Origin of the sequence: Shinella sp. AETb1-6 (assembly GCF_009826875.1) — a bacterium.
Lineage (GTDB): Bacteria > Pseudomonadota > Alphaproteobacteria > Rhizobiales > Rhizobiaceae > Shinella > Shinella sumterensis.
Map to the genome: position 1 here is coordinate 89513 of NZ_WUMM01000007.1, position 15273 is coordinate 104785.

The window sequence follows — 15273 nt, forward strand, 5'->3', positions numbered from 1 at the left end:
ATGAACGCAAACTTCGCAGCCTTCCTCTACCTCGTTTCCGGGGTGCTCTTCATCATGGCCCTGCGCGGCCTGTCGCATCCGACGACCAGCCGCCGCGGCAACATGCTCGGCATGATCGGCATGGGTATCGCCATCGGCACGACGCTGCTTCTGGCAACGCCGTCCTTCGGCGGTCTCGTGCTCATCGTGCTCGGCATTGCCATCGGCGGCGGTGCCGGTGCCTATATCGCGCGCTCCATCGCCATGACCTCGATGCCGCAGCTCGTCGCCGGCTTCCACTCGCTCGTCGGCCTTGCCGCCGTGCTGGTTGCCGCTGCCGCACTGTACTCGCCGGTGTCCTTCGGCATCGGCCAGGTCGGTGAGATCCACGGTCAGGCGCTCGTCGAAATGGCGCTTGGTGCGGCCATCGGCGCGATTACCTTCACCGGCTCGATCATCGCCTTCCTGAAGCTTGACGGGCGCATGTCCGGCAAGCCGATCATGCTGCCTTACCGGCATGTGATCAACATCGTGCTCTTGGCCGCGATCGTCTTCTTCATCGTCGGGCTCACCTTGTCGGAAAGCCACTTCGATTTCTGGTTGATCGTCATTCTTGCCCTGGCGCTCGGCGTGCTCCTGATCGTTCCGATCGGCGGCGCGGACATGCCGGTCGTCGTGTCCATGCTCAACTCCTATTCGGGTTGGGCGGCAGCCGGCATCGGCTTCACGCTCGGCAACCTCGCGCTCATCATCACCGGGGCGCTGGTCGGCTCCTCGGGTGCGATCCTGTCCTACATCATGTGCAAGGGCATGAACCGCTCGTTCATCTCGGTCATCCTGGGCGGCTTCGGCGGCGACAGCGGTGCGGCGGCGACCGACGATGGCGTGCAGCGCACGGTCAAGCAGGGCTCGGCCGACGATGCGGCCTTCCTCATGGCCAATGCCAGCAAGGTCATCATCGTGCCCGGTTACGGCATGGCGGTCGCTCAGGCACAGCACGCGGTACGTGAACTGGCCGATGCGCTGAAGAAGAACGGCGTCGAGGTCAAGTATGCCATTCATCCGGTCGCGGGCCGCATGCCCGGCCATATGAACGTGCTGCTCGCCGAAGCGAATGTGCCCTATGACGAAGTGTTCGAACTCGAGGACATCAACTCGGAATTCGCACAGGCCGATGTGGCCTATGTCATCGGTGCCAACGACGTGACGAACCCGGCCGCGCGCGACGACAAGTCATCGCCGATCTACGGCATGCCGATCCTCGACGTCGACAAGGCCAAGACCTGCCTCTTCGTCAAGCGCTCGCTCGGCTCCGGCTATGCCGGCATCGACAACACGCTGTTCTACAAGGACGGCACCATGATGCTGCTGGGCGACGCCAAGAAGATGACGGACGATATCGTCAAGGCGATGAACCACTAGACGGTTCGCGCCGGTCTGAAACTGAAAAAGCCCGCGAGACGATCGCGGGCTTTTTGTTTGGGAAAGCGCAAGCGCCCTGTCAGGCGGGCTGGGGCTTGTTGCCCGCGCCGCGCGTGCGGGCGAGGCCATCCTTGGCCGGCTTGTAGTTCGGGTCGAGACGCAGCGCCTGGGAGTAGGAGCGGGAAGCCTTGGCCATTTCGCCGCGGCGCTCGTAGATCAGCGCCTGGTTGGCCCAGGACTCGGCCAGCTTGCCATCCAGGTTGATGGCCGTGTTGAAGTCCGAGAACGCGTTGTCGTCGTCGCCCTGCGCCGCATAGGAAATGCCGCGGCCGTTATAGGGTTCGGCCGAGTTCGGCGAAAGCGAGATGGCCTTCGAGAAATCCTCGATCGCCTTGGGATGCTGGCGGCGTGCCTGATAGATCAGGCCGCGATTGTGGTAGGCACGGGGATCGGTCGTATCGAGTTCGATGGCGCGGTTGAAATCGCGGAACGCATCGTCCAGGCGGCCGGCCTGACGGTAGAGATTGCCGCGACCGATATAGGCCACGTCATAACGCGGGTTGATCTGCAGCGCGGTGTTGTAGTCGGACACCGCCTGCGCCTGATCGCCCAGGCTGCGTTGCACGAGCGCGCGGTTCGCATAGGCCTGGTAGAAGCGCGGATTGAGTTCGATCGCACGGTTGAAATCGTCCAGCGCGCGGCGGTTTTCGCCGGCGCGGCCATAGGCCGAACCGCGCACGTTGTAGCCTTCGGGATCCTGCGGATTGGCGGCGATCACGGCCGAAAGCGACGCGATGTTCTGCTGCGAACCCTGGGCGCGTTCGACCTTGAGGACATCCGTCGAGGTCGTCGACTGGCAGCCGGCCAGAAGAACGGCGAGCGATGTCGCGGCAACCGCGGCCATCAGGGAGCGACGCATGTCGGCGGCGGGAAAGCGATTGTTCAGAAACCCGGTAGATGCAGCCATATTCAAGTGCGAGTCCTCAAAGTAAGCTTCTCTCACGCCTCATGCGCAAGGAAACCGCTACGGCTTTGTCAGCAATTCCGGCGGGTGATTGTAGCGGGTGCGCCCGAAATTGCACGGAACGTCTTTCATAAGGGTGAAAAAACATCCGTTCACGTCAAAAAAGGCGGCGGCGATATATTCGCCCCCGCCCGGTCTTGCATCCGAAAACGTCTAAAAGACGGCCGATTAACGGGCGCCCGGACGTGCGCTGACGAGGCCTTCGCGCTGTGCACGCTTGCGAGCGAGCTTGCGAACGCGGCGAACGGCTTCAGCCTTCTCGCGCGCACGCTTCTCAGACGGCTTTTCGTAATAGTCGCGCATCTTCATTTCACGGAAAATGCCTTCGCGCTGCATCTTCTTCTTGAGAGCGCGGAGAGCCTGATCAACGTTGTTGTCGCGGACAAGTACCTGCACGAGAATCCCGTTCCTTTGGTTGTTTTAAGCCAGGCGAGGACTGGTCGCGAGGCAAATGGATGACGTTCGCTCAGCCCAACGGGCCGGCAATTGGCGGGTCGGATATCAGATCGCTGCGGGAAAGTCCAGCCTGTCGGCGTACGTGTTAAGGATATTTGCATGAGCCCGGCGTAAATCGCCAGCAAAGCGCGGATGCCGGTCATGTCGCATGTGGTACAAGGTGCGCCTGAATGCGTCGCAAAGGATACGGCGCGAAACGCCAGGATTTGCTTTTTATCGGGGCAGGAAACAGCCGGCGCGACCGGCGAGGTATTGAGGATACGGGATGCGCAAATATTCGGTTTTCGCCGTCGCCCGGGAGGCGATGCGCGGCCACAAGGGGTGGGAGGCGCAGTGGACCTCCCCCGAGCCGCGCAAGGAATACGACGTGATCATCGTCGGCGGCGGCGGCCATGGCCTGGGCGCAGCCTACTATCTCGCCAAGGAGCACGGCATCACCAATGTCGCCGTCATCGAAAAGGGTTGGCTCGGCGGCGGCAATACCGGCCGCAACACGACCATCATCCGCTCGAACTATCTCTATGACGAGAGCATGGACATCTACGAGCACTCGCTCAAGCTCTGGGAAGGGCTGAGCCAGGACCTCAACTACAACGTCATGTACTCGCCGCGTGGCGTGATGATGCTGTCGCACAACGTGCACGACAAGCAGTCCTTCAGCCGCCATATCCACGCCAATCGCCTTTATGGCATCGACAACGAATGGCTGACCCCCCAGCAGGCGAAGGACTTCGTTCCGGTTCTCGATATCTCGGCATCCGCCCGGTATCCGATCAACGGTGCTGCCCTCCAGCGCCGCGGCGGCACGGCCCGCCACGACGCGGTCGCCTGGGGTTATGCCCGTGCGGCATCGGATCGCGGCGTGCATGTCATCCAGAACTGCGAAGTGAAGGGCATCCGCCGTGGGCCTGACGGCGCCGTGACGGGCGTGGAGACCTCGAAGGGCTTCATCGGCGCCAAGAAGATCGCGGTTTCGGCGTCCGGCCACAACTCGGTCATCCTGTCGATGGCTGACGTCAAGCTGCCGCTGCACTCCGTGCCGCTGCAGGCGCTCGTTTCCGAGCCGATGAAGCCGATCTTCCCCTGCGTGGTCATGTCCAACTCGGTGCATGCCTATATCTCGCAGTCGGACAAGGGTGAGCTCGTCATCGGCGCCGGTACGGACCAGTACAATTCGTACTCCCAGACGGGCGGCCTGCAGATCATCACGCATACGCTGGACGCAATCTGCGAACTCTTCCCGATGTTCCGCCGCGTGAAGATGATGCGCCAGTGGGGCGGCATCACCGACAACACGCCGGATCGTTCCGCGATCCAGGGCGTGACACCGGTGAAGAACCTCTTCGTCAACTGCGGCTGGGGCACCGGCGGCTTCAAGGCCACGCCCGGTTCCGCTCACCTCTTCGCGCATCTCATCGCGAAGGGCGAGCCGCACAAGCTGGCCGCCGGCCTGACGCTCGACCGCTTCCGCACCGGCCGCCTCATCGACGAGGCAGCGGCCGCGGCCGTCGCGCACTGAGACCCCGTTATTCACCCGCGCGTCCGGCGGCTTGAGGCCTGCCGGCGCGGGACAGGAGAAACCCGATGCTTCTCATCTACTGCCCCTATTGCGAGGAAGAGCGCTCCGAGCTCGAATTCCGCCACGGTGGCGATGCACATATCGCGCGCCCGACCGATATCGCCGACGTCACGGACGAGGCGTTCGAGGAATATTTCTTCCTGCGCGACAATCCGAAGGGGCTGATCTTCGAGCGCTGGCGCCACATCCATGGCTGCGGCCGCTTCTTCAACGCGGCGCGCGATACCGTCAGCGACAAGTTCTACCTGACCTACAAGGCCGGTGAGCCGAAGCCCGTCATTCCCGGTGTTTCTCCCGCCACCGAGAAAACCGTCGAAACCTATGAAGCCACGGAAGGAACCGCGAAATGAGCGGCGCCAATCGCATTGCCGGTCAGGGCCGCCTGACGCCCGCCAAGACAGCGCGTTTCACCTTCGACGGAAAGACCTATCACGCGCTTGAGGGCGATACCGTCGCCTCCGCGCTGCTCGCCAACGGCGTGCATCTGGTTGGCCGTTCGTTCAAGTACCATCGTCCGCGCGGCATTCTTTCGGCCGGTCCGGAAGAACCCAATGCCCTGATCGATGTCGCCCGCGATGCCGCGCGCCGCCAGCCGAATGTCCGCGCGCCGGTGCAGGAAGTCTTCGACGGCATGAAGGTGGAATCGCAGAACCGCTGGCCCTCGCTCGCCTTCGATATCGGCGGCGTGAACAACCTGCTGTCGCCGTTCTTCGCTGCCGGCTTCTACTACAAGACCTTCATGTGGCCGAAGGCCGCCTGGGAGAAGGTCTACGAGCCTTTCATCCGCAAGGCCGCCGGCCTCGGCGTGTCGCCGACGGAAGACGATCCGGACCATTATGCCAACCGCTACGCGCATTGCGACGTGCTGGTTGCCGGTGCCGGCGTCGCCGGCCTTTCCGCCGCGCTTGCCGCCGCTGAAGCGGGCGCCCGCGTGATCCTCGTCGACGAGCAGCCGGAAGTCGGCGGTGCGCTGCACTTCGACACCTCCGTCAAGATCGACGGCCAGAACGGTTACGACTGGGCGCAGGCGACGGCTGCCAAGCTGAAGGCGATGGAGAACGTCACCGTTCTCACCCGCACGACGGCCTTCGGCTACTACAACCACAATTTCGTCGGCCTCGTCGAACGCGTCACCGATCATCTCCCCAAGCCGGACAAGAAGCTGCCGCGGGAGCGTCTTTGGCAGGTCCGCGCCAAGCGCGTCATTCTCGCGACCGGTTCGATCGAGCGCCACATGGTGTTCGCCAACAACGACCGTCCGGGCATCATGCTCGCCTCGGCCGCGCGCACCTATCTCAACCATTTCGGCGTCGCCGTCGGCCGCAAGGTCGGCGTCTATACGGCAAGCGATTCTGCCTATGAGGCCGCCTTCGACCTGAAGCGGGCGGGCGTCACCATCGCCGCCATCGTTGATAACCGCGAGAAGCCCGGCGAGGCCGTCCTGGCTGAAGCCCGAAAGCTCGGCATCGAGGTTCTGACCGGTCATTCCGTCGTCGACACCAAGGGCAAGCTGCGTGTCTCCGCCATGTCGGTCGCCCGCAACGGCGGCGGCTCGGCGCGCTGGATCCCCATCGACGCGCTTTTGATGTCGGCCGGCTGGACGCCCTCCGTGCATCTCTTCTCGCAGTCGCGCGGCAAGGTGGCCTATGACGCCGCTTCGGGCCGCTTCCTGCCGGGCACCTATGCGCAGGATTGCCTGTCGGTCGGTTCGTGCAACGGCACGGACGGGCTTCAGGCGACCATCGAGGAATCGCTGGCTGCCGGCGAGCTGATGGCACGTGCCACCGGCAACGAAAATGGCGTCAAGGTCGAGCTTCGTGGCGAAAGCGCCTTCGAATGGACCGGCGGCATGGCAGGTGCTGGCGAAGGCGCAGGTGCCGACACCACGGTCAAGGCCTTCGTCGACTTCCAGAACGACGTTTGTGCCAAGGATATCCGCCTTGCCGTGCGCGAAGGCATGCACTCGATCGAGCACATCAAGCGCTTCACCACCAACGGCATGGCGACGGACCAGGGCAAGCTGTCCAATATCCATGGCCTCGCCATCGCGTCCGAAGTGCTGAACCGCGAGATTCCGAAGATCGGCCTCACGACCTTCCGCGCGCCCTACACGCCCGTCACCTTCGGTGCGCTGATCAGCCATTCGCGTGGCGCGCTTTTCGACCCGGCCCGCAAGACGCCCATGCATGCCTGGGAAGAAGCGCATGGCGCCGTCTTCGAGGATGTCGGCAACTGGAAGCGCGCCTGGTACTATCCGCGTTCGGGCGAAACGATGCACGACGCGGTCAACCGCGAGTGCCGTACGGTGCGTAATGCCGCGGGTCTCTTCGACGCCTCCACGCTCGGCAAGATCGAAGTCGTCGGTCCCGATGCCGAAGTGTTTATGAACCTTATGTACACCAATGCCTGGGACACGCTGAAGCCCGGCCGTTGCCGCTATGGCATCATGCTGCGCGAAGACGGCTTCGTCTATGACGACGGTGTCGTCGGCCGCCTGTCGCAGGATCGCTTCCACGTCACCACCACGACGGGCGGCGCGCCGCGCGTCATGCACCACATGGAAGACTATCTCCAGACGGAATTCCCGCATCTCAAGGTGTGGCTGACGTCGACCACCGAACAGTGGGCGGTCATCGCCGTGCAGGGCCCGAAGGCGCGCGAAATCCTGGAGCCGCTGGTCGAAGGCATCGACATCTCGAACGAGGCCTTCCCGCATATGAGCGTGCGCGAAGGCAAGATCTGCGGCGTGCCGACGAGACTCTTCCGCATGTCCTTCACCGGTGAAGCGGGCTACGAAGTCAACGTTCCCGCCGATTACGGCCAGGCGGTATGGGAGGCCATCTGGGCACGGGCGGAGCCACTCGGCGCCTGTGCCTACGGCACCGAGACCATGCACGTGCTGCGCGCCGAGAAGGGCTACATCATCGTCGGCCAGGATACGGACGGCACGGTCACGCCGCACGACGCCAGCCTCAGCTGGGCCGTCTCCAAGAAGAAGACGGACTTCGTCGGTATCCGCGGCCTCAAGCGGCCGGATCTCGTCAAGGACGGCCGCAAGCAGCTCGTCGGCCTGCTGACGAAGGATCCGAACGTGGTTCTGGAGGAAGGCGCGCAGATCGTCGCCGATCCGAACCAGCCCAAGCCCATGACCATGCTTGGCCATGTCACGTCGTCCTACTGGTCGGAGAATTGCGGCCGGTCGATCGCCCTGGCGCTGGTCGCCGGCGGTCAGGCCCGCCTGGGCCAGACGCTCTACGTGCCGATGCCGGACCGTACCATCGCGGTCGAGGTCAGCGACATGGTCTTTGTCGACAAGGAAGGAGGACGCCTCAATGGCTGATCAAGCTCTTCGCAAGCCGCCGCTTGGCCGCAGCCATGGCGGTTCCGCCGGTGCACGCGTCACGCCTGCCGCACCCGCAACCCGTCTTTCGCTGCGCGCCGGCGCGGATGCCATCGGTACGCTCTCCCTGGCCTTCGGCCTCGAACTGCCGCAGCGTCCAAAGACTTCCGCCTCGGTCGGTGGTCGCCACGCGCTCTGGCTCGGCCCGGACGAATGGCTGCTGATCGACGAGACCGGCGCGGACCTGATGGGCATTGCTGCTGGCGTTTCGGCGCTGCATTCGGCGACGGATGTCTCTCACCGCAATGTGGGCATCATCGTTTCCGGCCCGGATGCGGGCGCGGCGATTGCCAGCGCCTGCCCGCTCGATCTGAATAACGGGGCCTTCCCGGTCGGCGCTGCGACACGCACCGTGCTCGGCAAGATCGAGATCGTCCTGCTGCGCACCGGAGAGGAAGACTATCGCGTCGAATGCTGGCGCTCGTTTTCGCCCTATGCCTTCGGCCTTCTCTCGGAAGGCGCGGAAGACGCCGGTCTCTGATGAAAAATCCCGCCTTCGAGGCGGGATTTTTTAGACGTTCTCCGGCCGATCCTTTGGATCGAACTGAATGATGGTGATCCAGTCGGCGGTGAGCGCCGGCTTGCGCTCGTCCTCGATCTCGACGGAAACGTCATAGCGGATCGTCACCATGCCCGCGCCGCGGAAGCGCGCTTCGTCGAGCACGAACCGGCCGCGCACCCGTGCACCGCTTTTCACCGGCGTGATGAAGCGGACCTTGTCGAACCCGTAATTGATGCCCATCGTCTGCTCGAGGATGCGCGGCACGCAATCGAAGTTCATGGCCGAGAGCAGCGACAGGGTGAGAAAACCGTGCGCGATGGTTCCGCCGAACGGCGTCTCGGCCGCCGCGCGCACGGGATCCGTGTGAATGAACTGGTGATCCTCGGTGGCGTCGGCGAAACGGTCGATCATCGTCTGGTCGACGACGAACCAGCGGGAAACGCCGAGTTCGCTTCCCACGAGTGCGGGCACATCTTTCAAATGAATATCTGCGGGCATAGGGCCTTCCATTGATCGATCGGGATTCGTTCTAGAGACGCGCTTTGGCCGGGCAATGAATTTCAGTAGTTTTCGACAAGAATTTCGACCGTGCGTGCGCCCACCATCACGTTGGGCGCTTGGCCGACGGTAAGCAGGCTGACCCATTCGCGGCCGTCCGACAAGGGGAGGGCGAGCGGTTGTTCGCCATGGCTCCGATTGACGATAACCGCGAGGCGGACGGTGCGCCGTTGCTGCACATCCGGCGTCTTGAAAAGGGCCATGAAGGTCGCCGCCCCGGGCTGCTCCCAGTCCTCGACTGTCATCGGTGTGCCGGCAGCGGTCAGCCACTCAACATCGCCGTCTCCGTTCAGAAACGTCGTCTCCGTGAGGGCCGGAAAGCGCTTGCGGATCGCCGATAGCATGGCGGTATGCTCGATCAGGCCTTCGTCCAGACCCTTCCAGTCGAGCCAGGTCATTGCATTGTCCTGGCAGTAGGCGTTGTTATTGCCCTGCTGCGACCGGCCGCCTTCGTCGCCCGCCGTCAGCATCACCGTGCCGCGCGAAAGGAACAGACTGGAGAGCAGGGCCTTAACATCGGCGCGCCGGGCGGAAAGCACCACGCCGTCCGTCGTCGCGCCCTCGGCCCCGTTGTTCCAGGAATGGTTTTCGCTGTGACCGTCCCGATTGTCCTCGCCGTTCGCCTCGTTGTGCTTGTGCGTATAGGAAACCAGGTCCATGAGCGTGAAACCGTCATGGGCGGCGAGGAAGTTGACGCTGCGTGTGCGATGCCCGCCATGGCGGGAGAAGATGTCGGAGGAGCCCGCGAGCGCCGTGACGAAAGCGCCGAGCTTGTAGCTGTCACCGCGCCAGAACATCCGCGTGTCGTCGCGATAGCGGTCGTTCCATTCGAGAAAGGGAGCGGGAAAGTTGCCGAGCTGGTAGCCGCCGGGTCCGATATCCCAGGGTTCGGCAATCAGCACGCGGTCTTTCAGCAGTGGATCGGCGCAGATATCGGCCAAGAGGGAGGCATTGGCGGAAAAGCCGTCGGCCTCGCGGCCGAGAATGGTTGCGAGATCGAAGCGGAAACCGTCGACCCCGGCCTGACGCACGAAATGGCGCAGGCTGTCGAGCACCAGCTGGCGCACCACGGGATGTTCGCCTGCAATGGTATTGCCGCAGCCGGTATCGTTGATCAGCTCGCCCGGCCGATCCGGCACGTGGCGATAGTAGGTGAGGTTGTCGAGGCCGCGCATGGAGAGCGTCGTGCCGTGGCGGTCGCTTTCGCCGGAATGGTTGAAGACGAGGTCGAGGATCACGCCGATATTCTCGGCCCTGAGTGCGGCGACCGTATCGGCAAGCTCCTGCATCCCGCCGGGCACCAGGCGCGGATCAAGCGCCATCAGCGCGATCGGATTGTAGCCCCAGCTGTTCGAAAGGCCGAGCGGCGGCAGATGCCGCTCATCGATCCAGGCGGTGATCGGCATGAGCTCGACGGCATCGACACCGAGGCGCTTCAGGTGTGCGAGCACCGAGGGATGAGCCAGCGCGCCGACCGTTCCGCGCATGGCCTCCGGCACGTCGGGATTGAGCGTGGTGAAGCCACGCACCGCGATCTCGTAGATGAACCCGCCGGGGCGGAAAAGCGGTGGCTTCACCTCGACGGGTCGGTCGCACGTGACGATGGCCTTCGGCACGATATCGGCCGTTTCGGTGCCGAACTGTGTCAGGCGAACGTCATGCACAAAGCGGCGGTCTAGCTCCTTTGCATAGGGATCGACGAGCAGCTTGGCAGGATCGAACCACAGGCCATGGTCGGGCGAGTAGATGCCATCGGCGCGAAAGCCGTAACGTGTTCCTTCCTGCGCGCCCTCGACGAAGACGCGGTGAAAGCCGTTCTCGTCCCGACCCATGGCGAGGCGGGCGAGTTCCTTGTCGTCGCTGGCGTCGAACAGGCAGAGATCGACGCGGGCGGCATCGCGGGAATAGACCGAAAACTCCACTCCGTCCCCGGAGAGCGTGGCGCCCGGCGCGAAGGAAGGAGGGGTGAGGGCCATCTTACGTGATCACGCTGGGTTCTTGGCGGCCCGTCCGTGTCTTGATGCCGGCAATCTCGTCGGCGACGGCGATAAGGTCCGCCAGTGCTTCCTGCGTGTCGATGTCGTGGCGGGTCGCATCCGGCTCGTAGCGCTCGATGTAGACCCGCAGCGTCGCGCCGGATGTGCCGGTGCCAGAGAGGCGGAAGACGACGCGTGAGCCGCCTTCGAACAGGATGCGGATGCCCTGGTTCCTGCTGACGGACTGATCGACCGGGTCGTTATAGGCGAAGTCGTCGGCGGTCTCGACCGTCAGCGCGCCGAAGCGCTTGCCGGGCAGGGTCGCGAGCTGGTCGCGCAGGTTGGCCATCAGGCCGTTCGCAGCCTCGCTGTCGACCTCCTCATAGTCGTGGCGTGAATAGTAGTTGCGGCCAAAGCTCGCCCAGTGCTGCTTGACGATGTCGAGCACGCTTTCCTTGCGAACCGCCAGGATGTTGAGCCACAGCAGCACGGCCCAGAGGCCATCCTTCTCGCGCACGTGGTTGGAGCCTGTGCCCGCGCTTTCCTCGCCGCAGATCGTGGCAAGGCCGGCATCGAGCAGGTTGCCGAAGAATTTCCAGCCGGTCGGGGTCTCGTAGAGACCGATGCCGAGCTTTTCGGCAACGCGGTCGGCCGCGCCCGACGTGGGCATCGAGCGGGCGATGCCGGCAAGGCCCTGCGCATAGCCGGGCGCCAAATGCGCGTTGGCGGCCAGGAGGGCGAGGCTGTCGGAGGGGGTGACGAATATGCCCCGGCCAATGATGAGGTTGCGGTCGCCGTCGCCGTCGGAGGCGGCGCCGAAATCCGGCGCGTCATCGGCCATCATCGTTTCATAGAGCGCGCGCGCGTGGACGAGATTGGGATCGGGGTGATGGCCACCGAAATCCGGCAGCGGCATGAAGTTCAGCACCGAGCCCTTGGCGGCGCCAAGACGGTTTTCGAGGATTTCCTTGGCATAGGGGCCGGTCACGGCGCTCATGGCATCGAAGACGATGCGGAAGCCGCCGGCGAGCAGGCCGCTGATGGCCTCGAAGTCGAAAAGCTGCTCCATCAGCTCGGCATAATCGGCGACGGGATCAATGACGTTGACGGTCATCCCGGCGATTTCGTGCGTGCCTTCCAGGTCGAGATTGACGTCCTCGACATCGGCGATCTTGTAGCTGTCGATGGTCTTGGTGCGGGCGAAGATGGCGTCGGTGATCTTTTCCGGCGCAGGGCCGCCATTGCCGATATTGTACTTGATGCCAAAGTCTTCGGTCGGCCCGCCCGGATTGTGGCTGGCGGAAAGCACGATACCGCCGAACGCCCTGTTCTTGCGGATGACATTGGAGGCAGCCGGCGTGGAGAGGATGCCGCCGCGCCCGACGAGAACGCGGCCGAAGCCGTTGGCGGCCGCCATCTTGATGGCGAGCTGGATGACCTCGCGGTTGTAGTAGCGGCCATCGCCGCCGATCACCAGCGTCTCGCCTTCAAAGCCTTCCAGCGAATCGAAGATCGCCTGGATGAAGTTTTCCGCATAGTTCTGCTGCTGGAAGACCGGCACTTTCTTGCGCAGGCCGGACGTGCCGGGCTTCTGGTCGGTATAGGGCGCGGTCGTTACGGTCTTGATGGTCATAGCTGATACTCTTCAGGAAAGGTTGGCTCGCGTCAGGAGACTGGAGAAAAGGTCGGCATAGCGGGCGGCGCTGCTTTCCCAGGAAACCTCGGATTTCATGCCCTGGTTCTGGATGCGGCCCCAGACCTTCGGCTCACGCCAGGCCTTGAAGACGCGACGCAGCGCCTGGCGCAGGCCATCCGCATTGATGGGCGTGAACTGGAAACCGGTGGCGACACGGGCGGACAGGGCTGCCTCATTCGCGTCGATGACCGTGTCTGCAAGGCCGCCTGTGCGGGCCACGACGGGGATGCAGCCGTAACGCAGACCGTAGAGCTGGGTGAGGCCACACGGTTCGAAGCGCGACGGGATGAGAATGGCATCCGCGCCGGCCTGCATGAGATGCGACAGCGGCTCGTTGTAACCGATGACGATGCCGATACGGCCGCGGTGCCGCGAGGCGGCGGCGAGAAGGGCGCCTTCCAGCCCCTGGTCGCCGGAACCGAGAACCACCAGCTTGCCGCCCTGCTCGACGATCCAGTCGGCGACATCGGCGATGATATCGATGCCCTTCTGCCAGGTCAGGCGGCTGATGACGCAGAAGATCGGACCCCCATCCTGCTCGATGTTGAAACGCTCGGCGACCGCCTGCCGGTTGACCGCACGCTGCTTCAGCGAGCCCGCCGTATAGGGCCTGGCGATATGCGCATCGCTTTCCGGGTTCCAGACGCCGGTGTCGATGCCGTTGACGATGCCCTCCAGGTCTGCCGAACGGGCATTGAGCAGCCCTTCGAGGCCCATGCCGTATTCCGGCGTCATGATCTCCTGTGCGTAGTTTGGGCTGACTGTGGTGATCGACCACGCCGTACGCAGACCGCCTTTGAGGAAACCGACGTCGCCGTAATATTCCAGGCCGTCGACGGTAAAGGCTTCCGGCGGGAGGCGCAGCTGCCCGAAAATATCGGCTCCGAACTGGCCTTGGAACGCCAGGTTGTGCACGGTGAGGATGGTCGGGATGTGCTGCAGGCCGGTGTAGCGCATGTAGACCGTGGTCATCGCCGCCTGCCAGTCATGCGCCTGAACGATGTCCGGCCGCCAGTCCGGCAGCAGTCCCCGGGCGATTTCGGCACCGGCGAAGGAGAGCGCTGCGAAGCGGTGCCAATTGTCGATGAAGTCGTTTCCGTTGCCGTCTGTATAGGGACCGCCCGCGCGGTCGAAGAAGGCAGGTGCGTCGAGCACGAGGAGATCGAGCCCCTCGTGGGTCGCTGCGAGAATGCGGGCAGGCTCACCGAGCAGATCGTCGAAGGTGGCGACGACCCTTGTATTGGCGAGGCGCTGCATGACGATCGGATAACCGGGCATCAGCGTGCGTACGCGTATTCCATGTCCCGCCAATGCGAGCGGCAGCGCGCCGGCAACGTCGGCAAGGCCTCCCGTCTTGATGAGCGGGAACACTTCGGATGCCACCGAAAGGATATTCATGTCCGGGTTAGAGCTCCAGCTTGTCGATCATGTTCTGGGTGATGAGGCATATGCCGTTCTCGGAACGGCGGAAACGCTTGGCGTCGAAGTCCGGATCCTCGCCGACGACAAGGCCCTCGGGTATGACGACGCCGCGATCGATGACGACATTCCTGAGCTGCGCGTGACGCCCGATCATGACATTGGGCAGGACCACCGCACCATCGAGCCGTGAGTAGGAGTTCGCCCGCACGCCGGTGAACAGAAGACTGCGGTGCAGCGTCGAGCCGGAAATGATGCAGTCGCCCGAGACGAGCGAGGAGATGGCCGAGCCGCGGCGGTTCTCGTCGTCATGCACGAACTTGGCCGGCGGCTTGATCTCGGCGAAGGTCCAGATCGGCCAGGAGCTGTCGTAGATGTCGAGTTCCGGCGTGATGTGGGTGAGGTCGATATTCGCCTGCCAGTAGGCATCGACCGTACCGACGTCGCGCCAATAGGCCTCGCGCTCGAAATCGGAACGCACGCAGGAAGCGGTGAAGCGGTGGGCCACGGCCTTACCGTGCTGCACGATGTAGGGAATGATGTCCTTGCCGAAATCGCGACTGGATGTCGGGTCGGCGGCGTCGCGGCGCAGCAGGTCCATCAGGAACTTCGTGTGGAACACGTAGATGCCCATGGAGGCAAGCGCCATCTCGGGATTGCCGGGAATGCCGGGCGGGTCCGCCGGCTTTTCCACGAAGGCGATGATCTCGTCCTTCTCGTCGACATGCATGACGCCGAAGCCGGTCGCCTCCATGCGAGGCACTTCCAGGCAGCCGATGGTGACCTGAGCGCCGGAATCCACGTGCTGCTGAAGCATCAGCTCGTAGTCCATCTTGTAGATATGGTCGCCGGCAAGGATGACCATGTATTCGACGCCGTAATCCTCGATGATGTCGATGTTCTGGTAGACGGCGTCGGCGGTGCCTTCATACCACTGCGTCTCGGAGACGCGCTGGGAGGCGGGAAGGATGTCGAAGCTTTCGTTGCGTTCGGGACGGAAAAAGTTCCAGCCGCGCTGCAAGTGGCGGATCAGCGAGTGCGCCTTGTACTGGGTGGCCACGCCGATGCGGCGGATACCGGAGTTCAGCGCATTGGACAGCGCGAAATCGATGATGCGCGCCTTGCCGCCGAAATAGACGGCGGGTTTCGCCCGCCGGTCGGTCAGTTCCTTGAGGCGGCTGCCGCGTCCGCCGGCCAGGACATACGCCATGGCGTCACGGGCAAGGGGTTGAATGCGCTTCTGCTCCATAGGTTTCCTCCCG

The 15273-nt window shown here is 63.7% G+C and carries 12 protein-coding genes; 5 read left to right on the top strand and 7 right to left on the bottom strand.

What is annotated here, in order from left to right; translation table 11 throughout:
* Positions 1–1401, top strand: a complete 1401-nt coding sequence (locus GR158_RS14265) for an NAD(P)(+) transhydrogenase (Re/Si-specific) subunit beta (protein WP_160871539.1) — start codon at positions 1–3, stop codon at positions 1399–1401.
* Positions 1402–1480: 79 nt separating this feature from the next.
* Here the strand turns inward: GR158_RS14265 and GR158_RS14270 are convergent, their stop codons facing one another.
* On the bottom strand, positions 1481–2320 hold the full coding sequence (locus tag GR158_RS14270) for a tetratricopeptide repeat protein (protein ID WP_246665665.1): 840 nt from the start codon (positions 2318–2320) through the stop codon (positions 1481–1483).
* 273 nt (positions 2321–2593) lie between these two features.
* The gene (gene rpsU / locus GR158_RS14275) at positions 2594–2821 is read right to left on the bottom strand and encodes a 30S ribosomal protein S21 (RefSeq protein WP_134645949.1); all 228 of its coding nucleotides are present in this window, start codon (positions 2819–2821) and stop codon (positions 2594–2596) included.
* Between the two features lie 325 nt (positions 2822–3146).
* On the opposite strand from rpsU, the gene GR158_RS14280 reads away from it, so the two are divergent.
* The 4 genes from GR158_RS14280 (at position 3147) to GR158_RS14295 (ending at position 8341) form a co-directional block, all read left to right on the top strand.
* Complete coding sequence (locus GR158_RS14280) at positions 3147–4400, top strand: sarcosine oxidase subunit beta family protein (RefSeq protein ID WP_134645947.1); 1254 nt, start codon at positions 3147–3149, stop codon at positions 4398–4400.
* A 65-nt stretch (positions 4401–4465) separates the two neighbouring features.
* Positions 4466–4810 carry a sarcosine oxidase subunit delta gene (locus tag GR158_RS14285; RefSeq protein ID WP_160871541.1) on the top strand — a complete coding sequence of 115 codons (345 nt, stop codon included), beginning with the start codon at positions 4466–4468 and terminating at the stop codon, positions 4808–4810.
* The gene (locus GR158_RS14290) at positions 4807–7800 is read left to right on the top strand and encodes a sarcosine oxidase subunit alpha (RefSeq protein WP_160871542.1); all 2994 of its coding nucleotides are present in this window, start codon (positions 4807–4809) and stop codon (positions 7798–7800) included. The genes GR158_RS14285 and GR158_RS14290 overlap by 4 nt, the downstream gene beginning before the upstream one ends.
* The gene (locus GR158_RS14295; RefSeq protein ID WP_160871543.1) at positions 7793–8341 is read left to right on the top strand and encodes a sarcosine oxidase subunit gamma; all 549 of its coding nucleotides are present in this window, start codon (positions 7793–7795) and stop codon (positions 8339–8341) included. The genes GR158_RS14290 and GR158_RS14295 overlap by 8 nt, the downstream gene beginning before the upstream one ends.
* Before the next feature lie 30 nt (positions 8342–8371).
* Here the strand turns inward: GR158_RS14295 and GR158_RS14300 are convergent, their stop codons facing one another.
* From GR158_RS14300 to glgC, 5 genes are all read right to left on the bottom strand, one after another.
* Complete coding sequence (locus GR158_RS14300; RefSeq protein WP_160871544.1) at positions 8372–8860, bottom strand: MaoC family dehydratase; 489 nt, start codon at positions 8858–8860, stop codon at positions 8372–8374.
* A 62-nt stretch (positions 8861–8922) separates the two neighbouring features.
* Positions 8923–10896, bottom strand: a complete 1974-nt coding sequence (glgX, locus tag GR158_RS14305; RefSeq protein WP_160871545.1) for a glycogen debranching protein GlgX — start codon at positions 10894–10896, stop codon at positions 8923–8925.
* A 1-nt stretch (position 10897) separates the two neighbouring features.
* Positions 10898–12529, bottom strand: a complete 1632-nt coding sequence (locus tag GR158_RS14310) for an alpha-D-glucose phosphate-specific phosphoglucomutase (RefSeq protein ID WP_160871546.1) — start codon at positions 12527–12529, stop codon at positions 10898–10900.
* Positions 12530–12541: 12 nt separating this feature from the next.
* Positions 12542–13990, bottom strand: a complete 1449-nt coding sequence (gene glgA, locus GR158_RS14315) for a glycogen synthase GlgA (protein ID WP_160871547.1) — start codon at positions 13988–13990, stop codon at positions 12542–12544.
* Between the two features lie 7 nt (positions 13991–13997).
* Positions 13998–15260, bottom strand: coding sequence for a glucose-1-phosphate adenylyltransferase (glgC, locus tag GR158_RS14320; protein WP_134645931.1), 1263 nt, complete (start codon positions 15258–15260; stop codon positions 13998–14000).
* Between the last annotated feature and the right edge of the window lie 13 nt (positions 15261–15273).

Excerpts from the sequence above, each read along its gene's own strand:
- GR158_RS14265 (WP_160871539.1), top strand. The coding sequence starts at position 1 with ATGAACGCAAACTTCGCAGCCTTCCTCTACCTCGTTTCCGGGGTGCTC.
- GR158_RS14270 (WP_246665665.1), bottom strand. The coding sequence starts at position 2,320 with ATGCGTCGCTCCCTGATGGCCGCGGTTGCCGCGACATCGCTCGCCGTT.
- GR158_RS14280 (WP_134645947.1), top strand. The coding sequence starts at position 3,147 with ATGCGCAAATATTCGGTTTTCGCCGTCGCCCGGGAGGCGATGCGCGGC.
- GR158_RS14285 (WP_160871541.1), top strand. The coding sequence starts at position 4,466 with ATGCTTCTCATCTACTGCCCCTATTGCGAGGAAGAGCGCTCCGAGCTC.
- GR158_RS14290 (WP_160871542.1), top strand. The coding sequence starts at position 4,807 with ATGAGCGGCGCCAATCGCATTGCCGGTCAGGGCCGCCTGACGCCCGCC.
- GR158_RS14295 (WP_160871543.1), top strand. The coding sequence starts at position 7,793 with ATGGCTGATCAAGCTCTTCGCAAGCCGCCGCTTGGCCGCAGCCATGGC.
- GR158_RS14300 (WP_160871544.1), bottom strand. The coding sequence starts at position 8,860 with ATGCCCGCAGATATTCATTTGAAAGATGTGCCCGCACTCGTGGGAAGC.
- glgX (WP_160871545.1), bottom strand. The coding sequence starts at position 10,896 with ATGGCCCTCACCCCTCCTTCCTTCGCGCCGGGCGCCACGCTCTCCGGG.
- GR158_RS14310 (WP_160871546.1), bottom strand. The coding sequence starts at position 12,529 with ATGACCATCAAGACCGTAACGACCGCGCCCTATACCGACCAGAAGCCC.
- glgA (WP_160871547.1), bottom strand. The coding sequence starts at position 13,990 with ATGAATATCCTTTCGGTGGCATCCGAAGTGTTCCCGCTCATCAAGACG.
- glgC (WP_134645931.1), bottom strand. The coding sequence starts at position 15,260 with ATGGAGCAGAAGCGCATTCAACCCCTTGCCCGTGACGCCATGGCGTAT.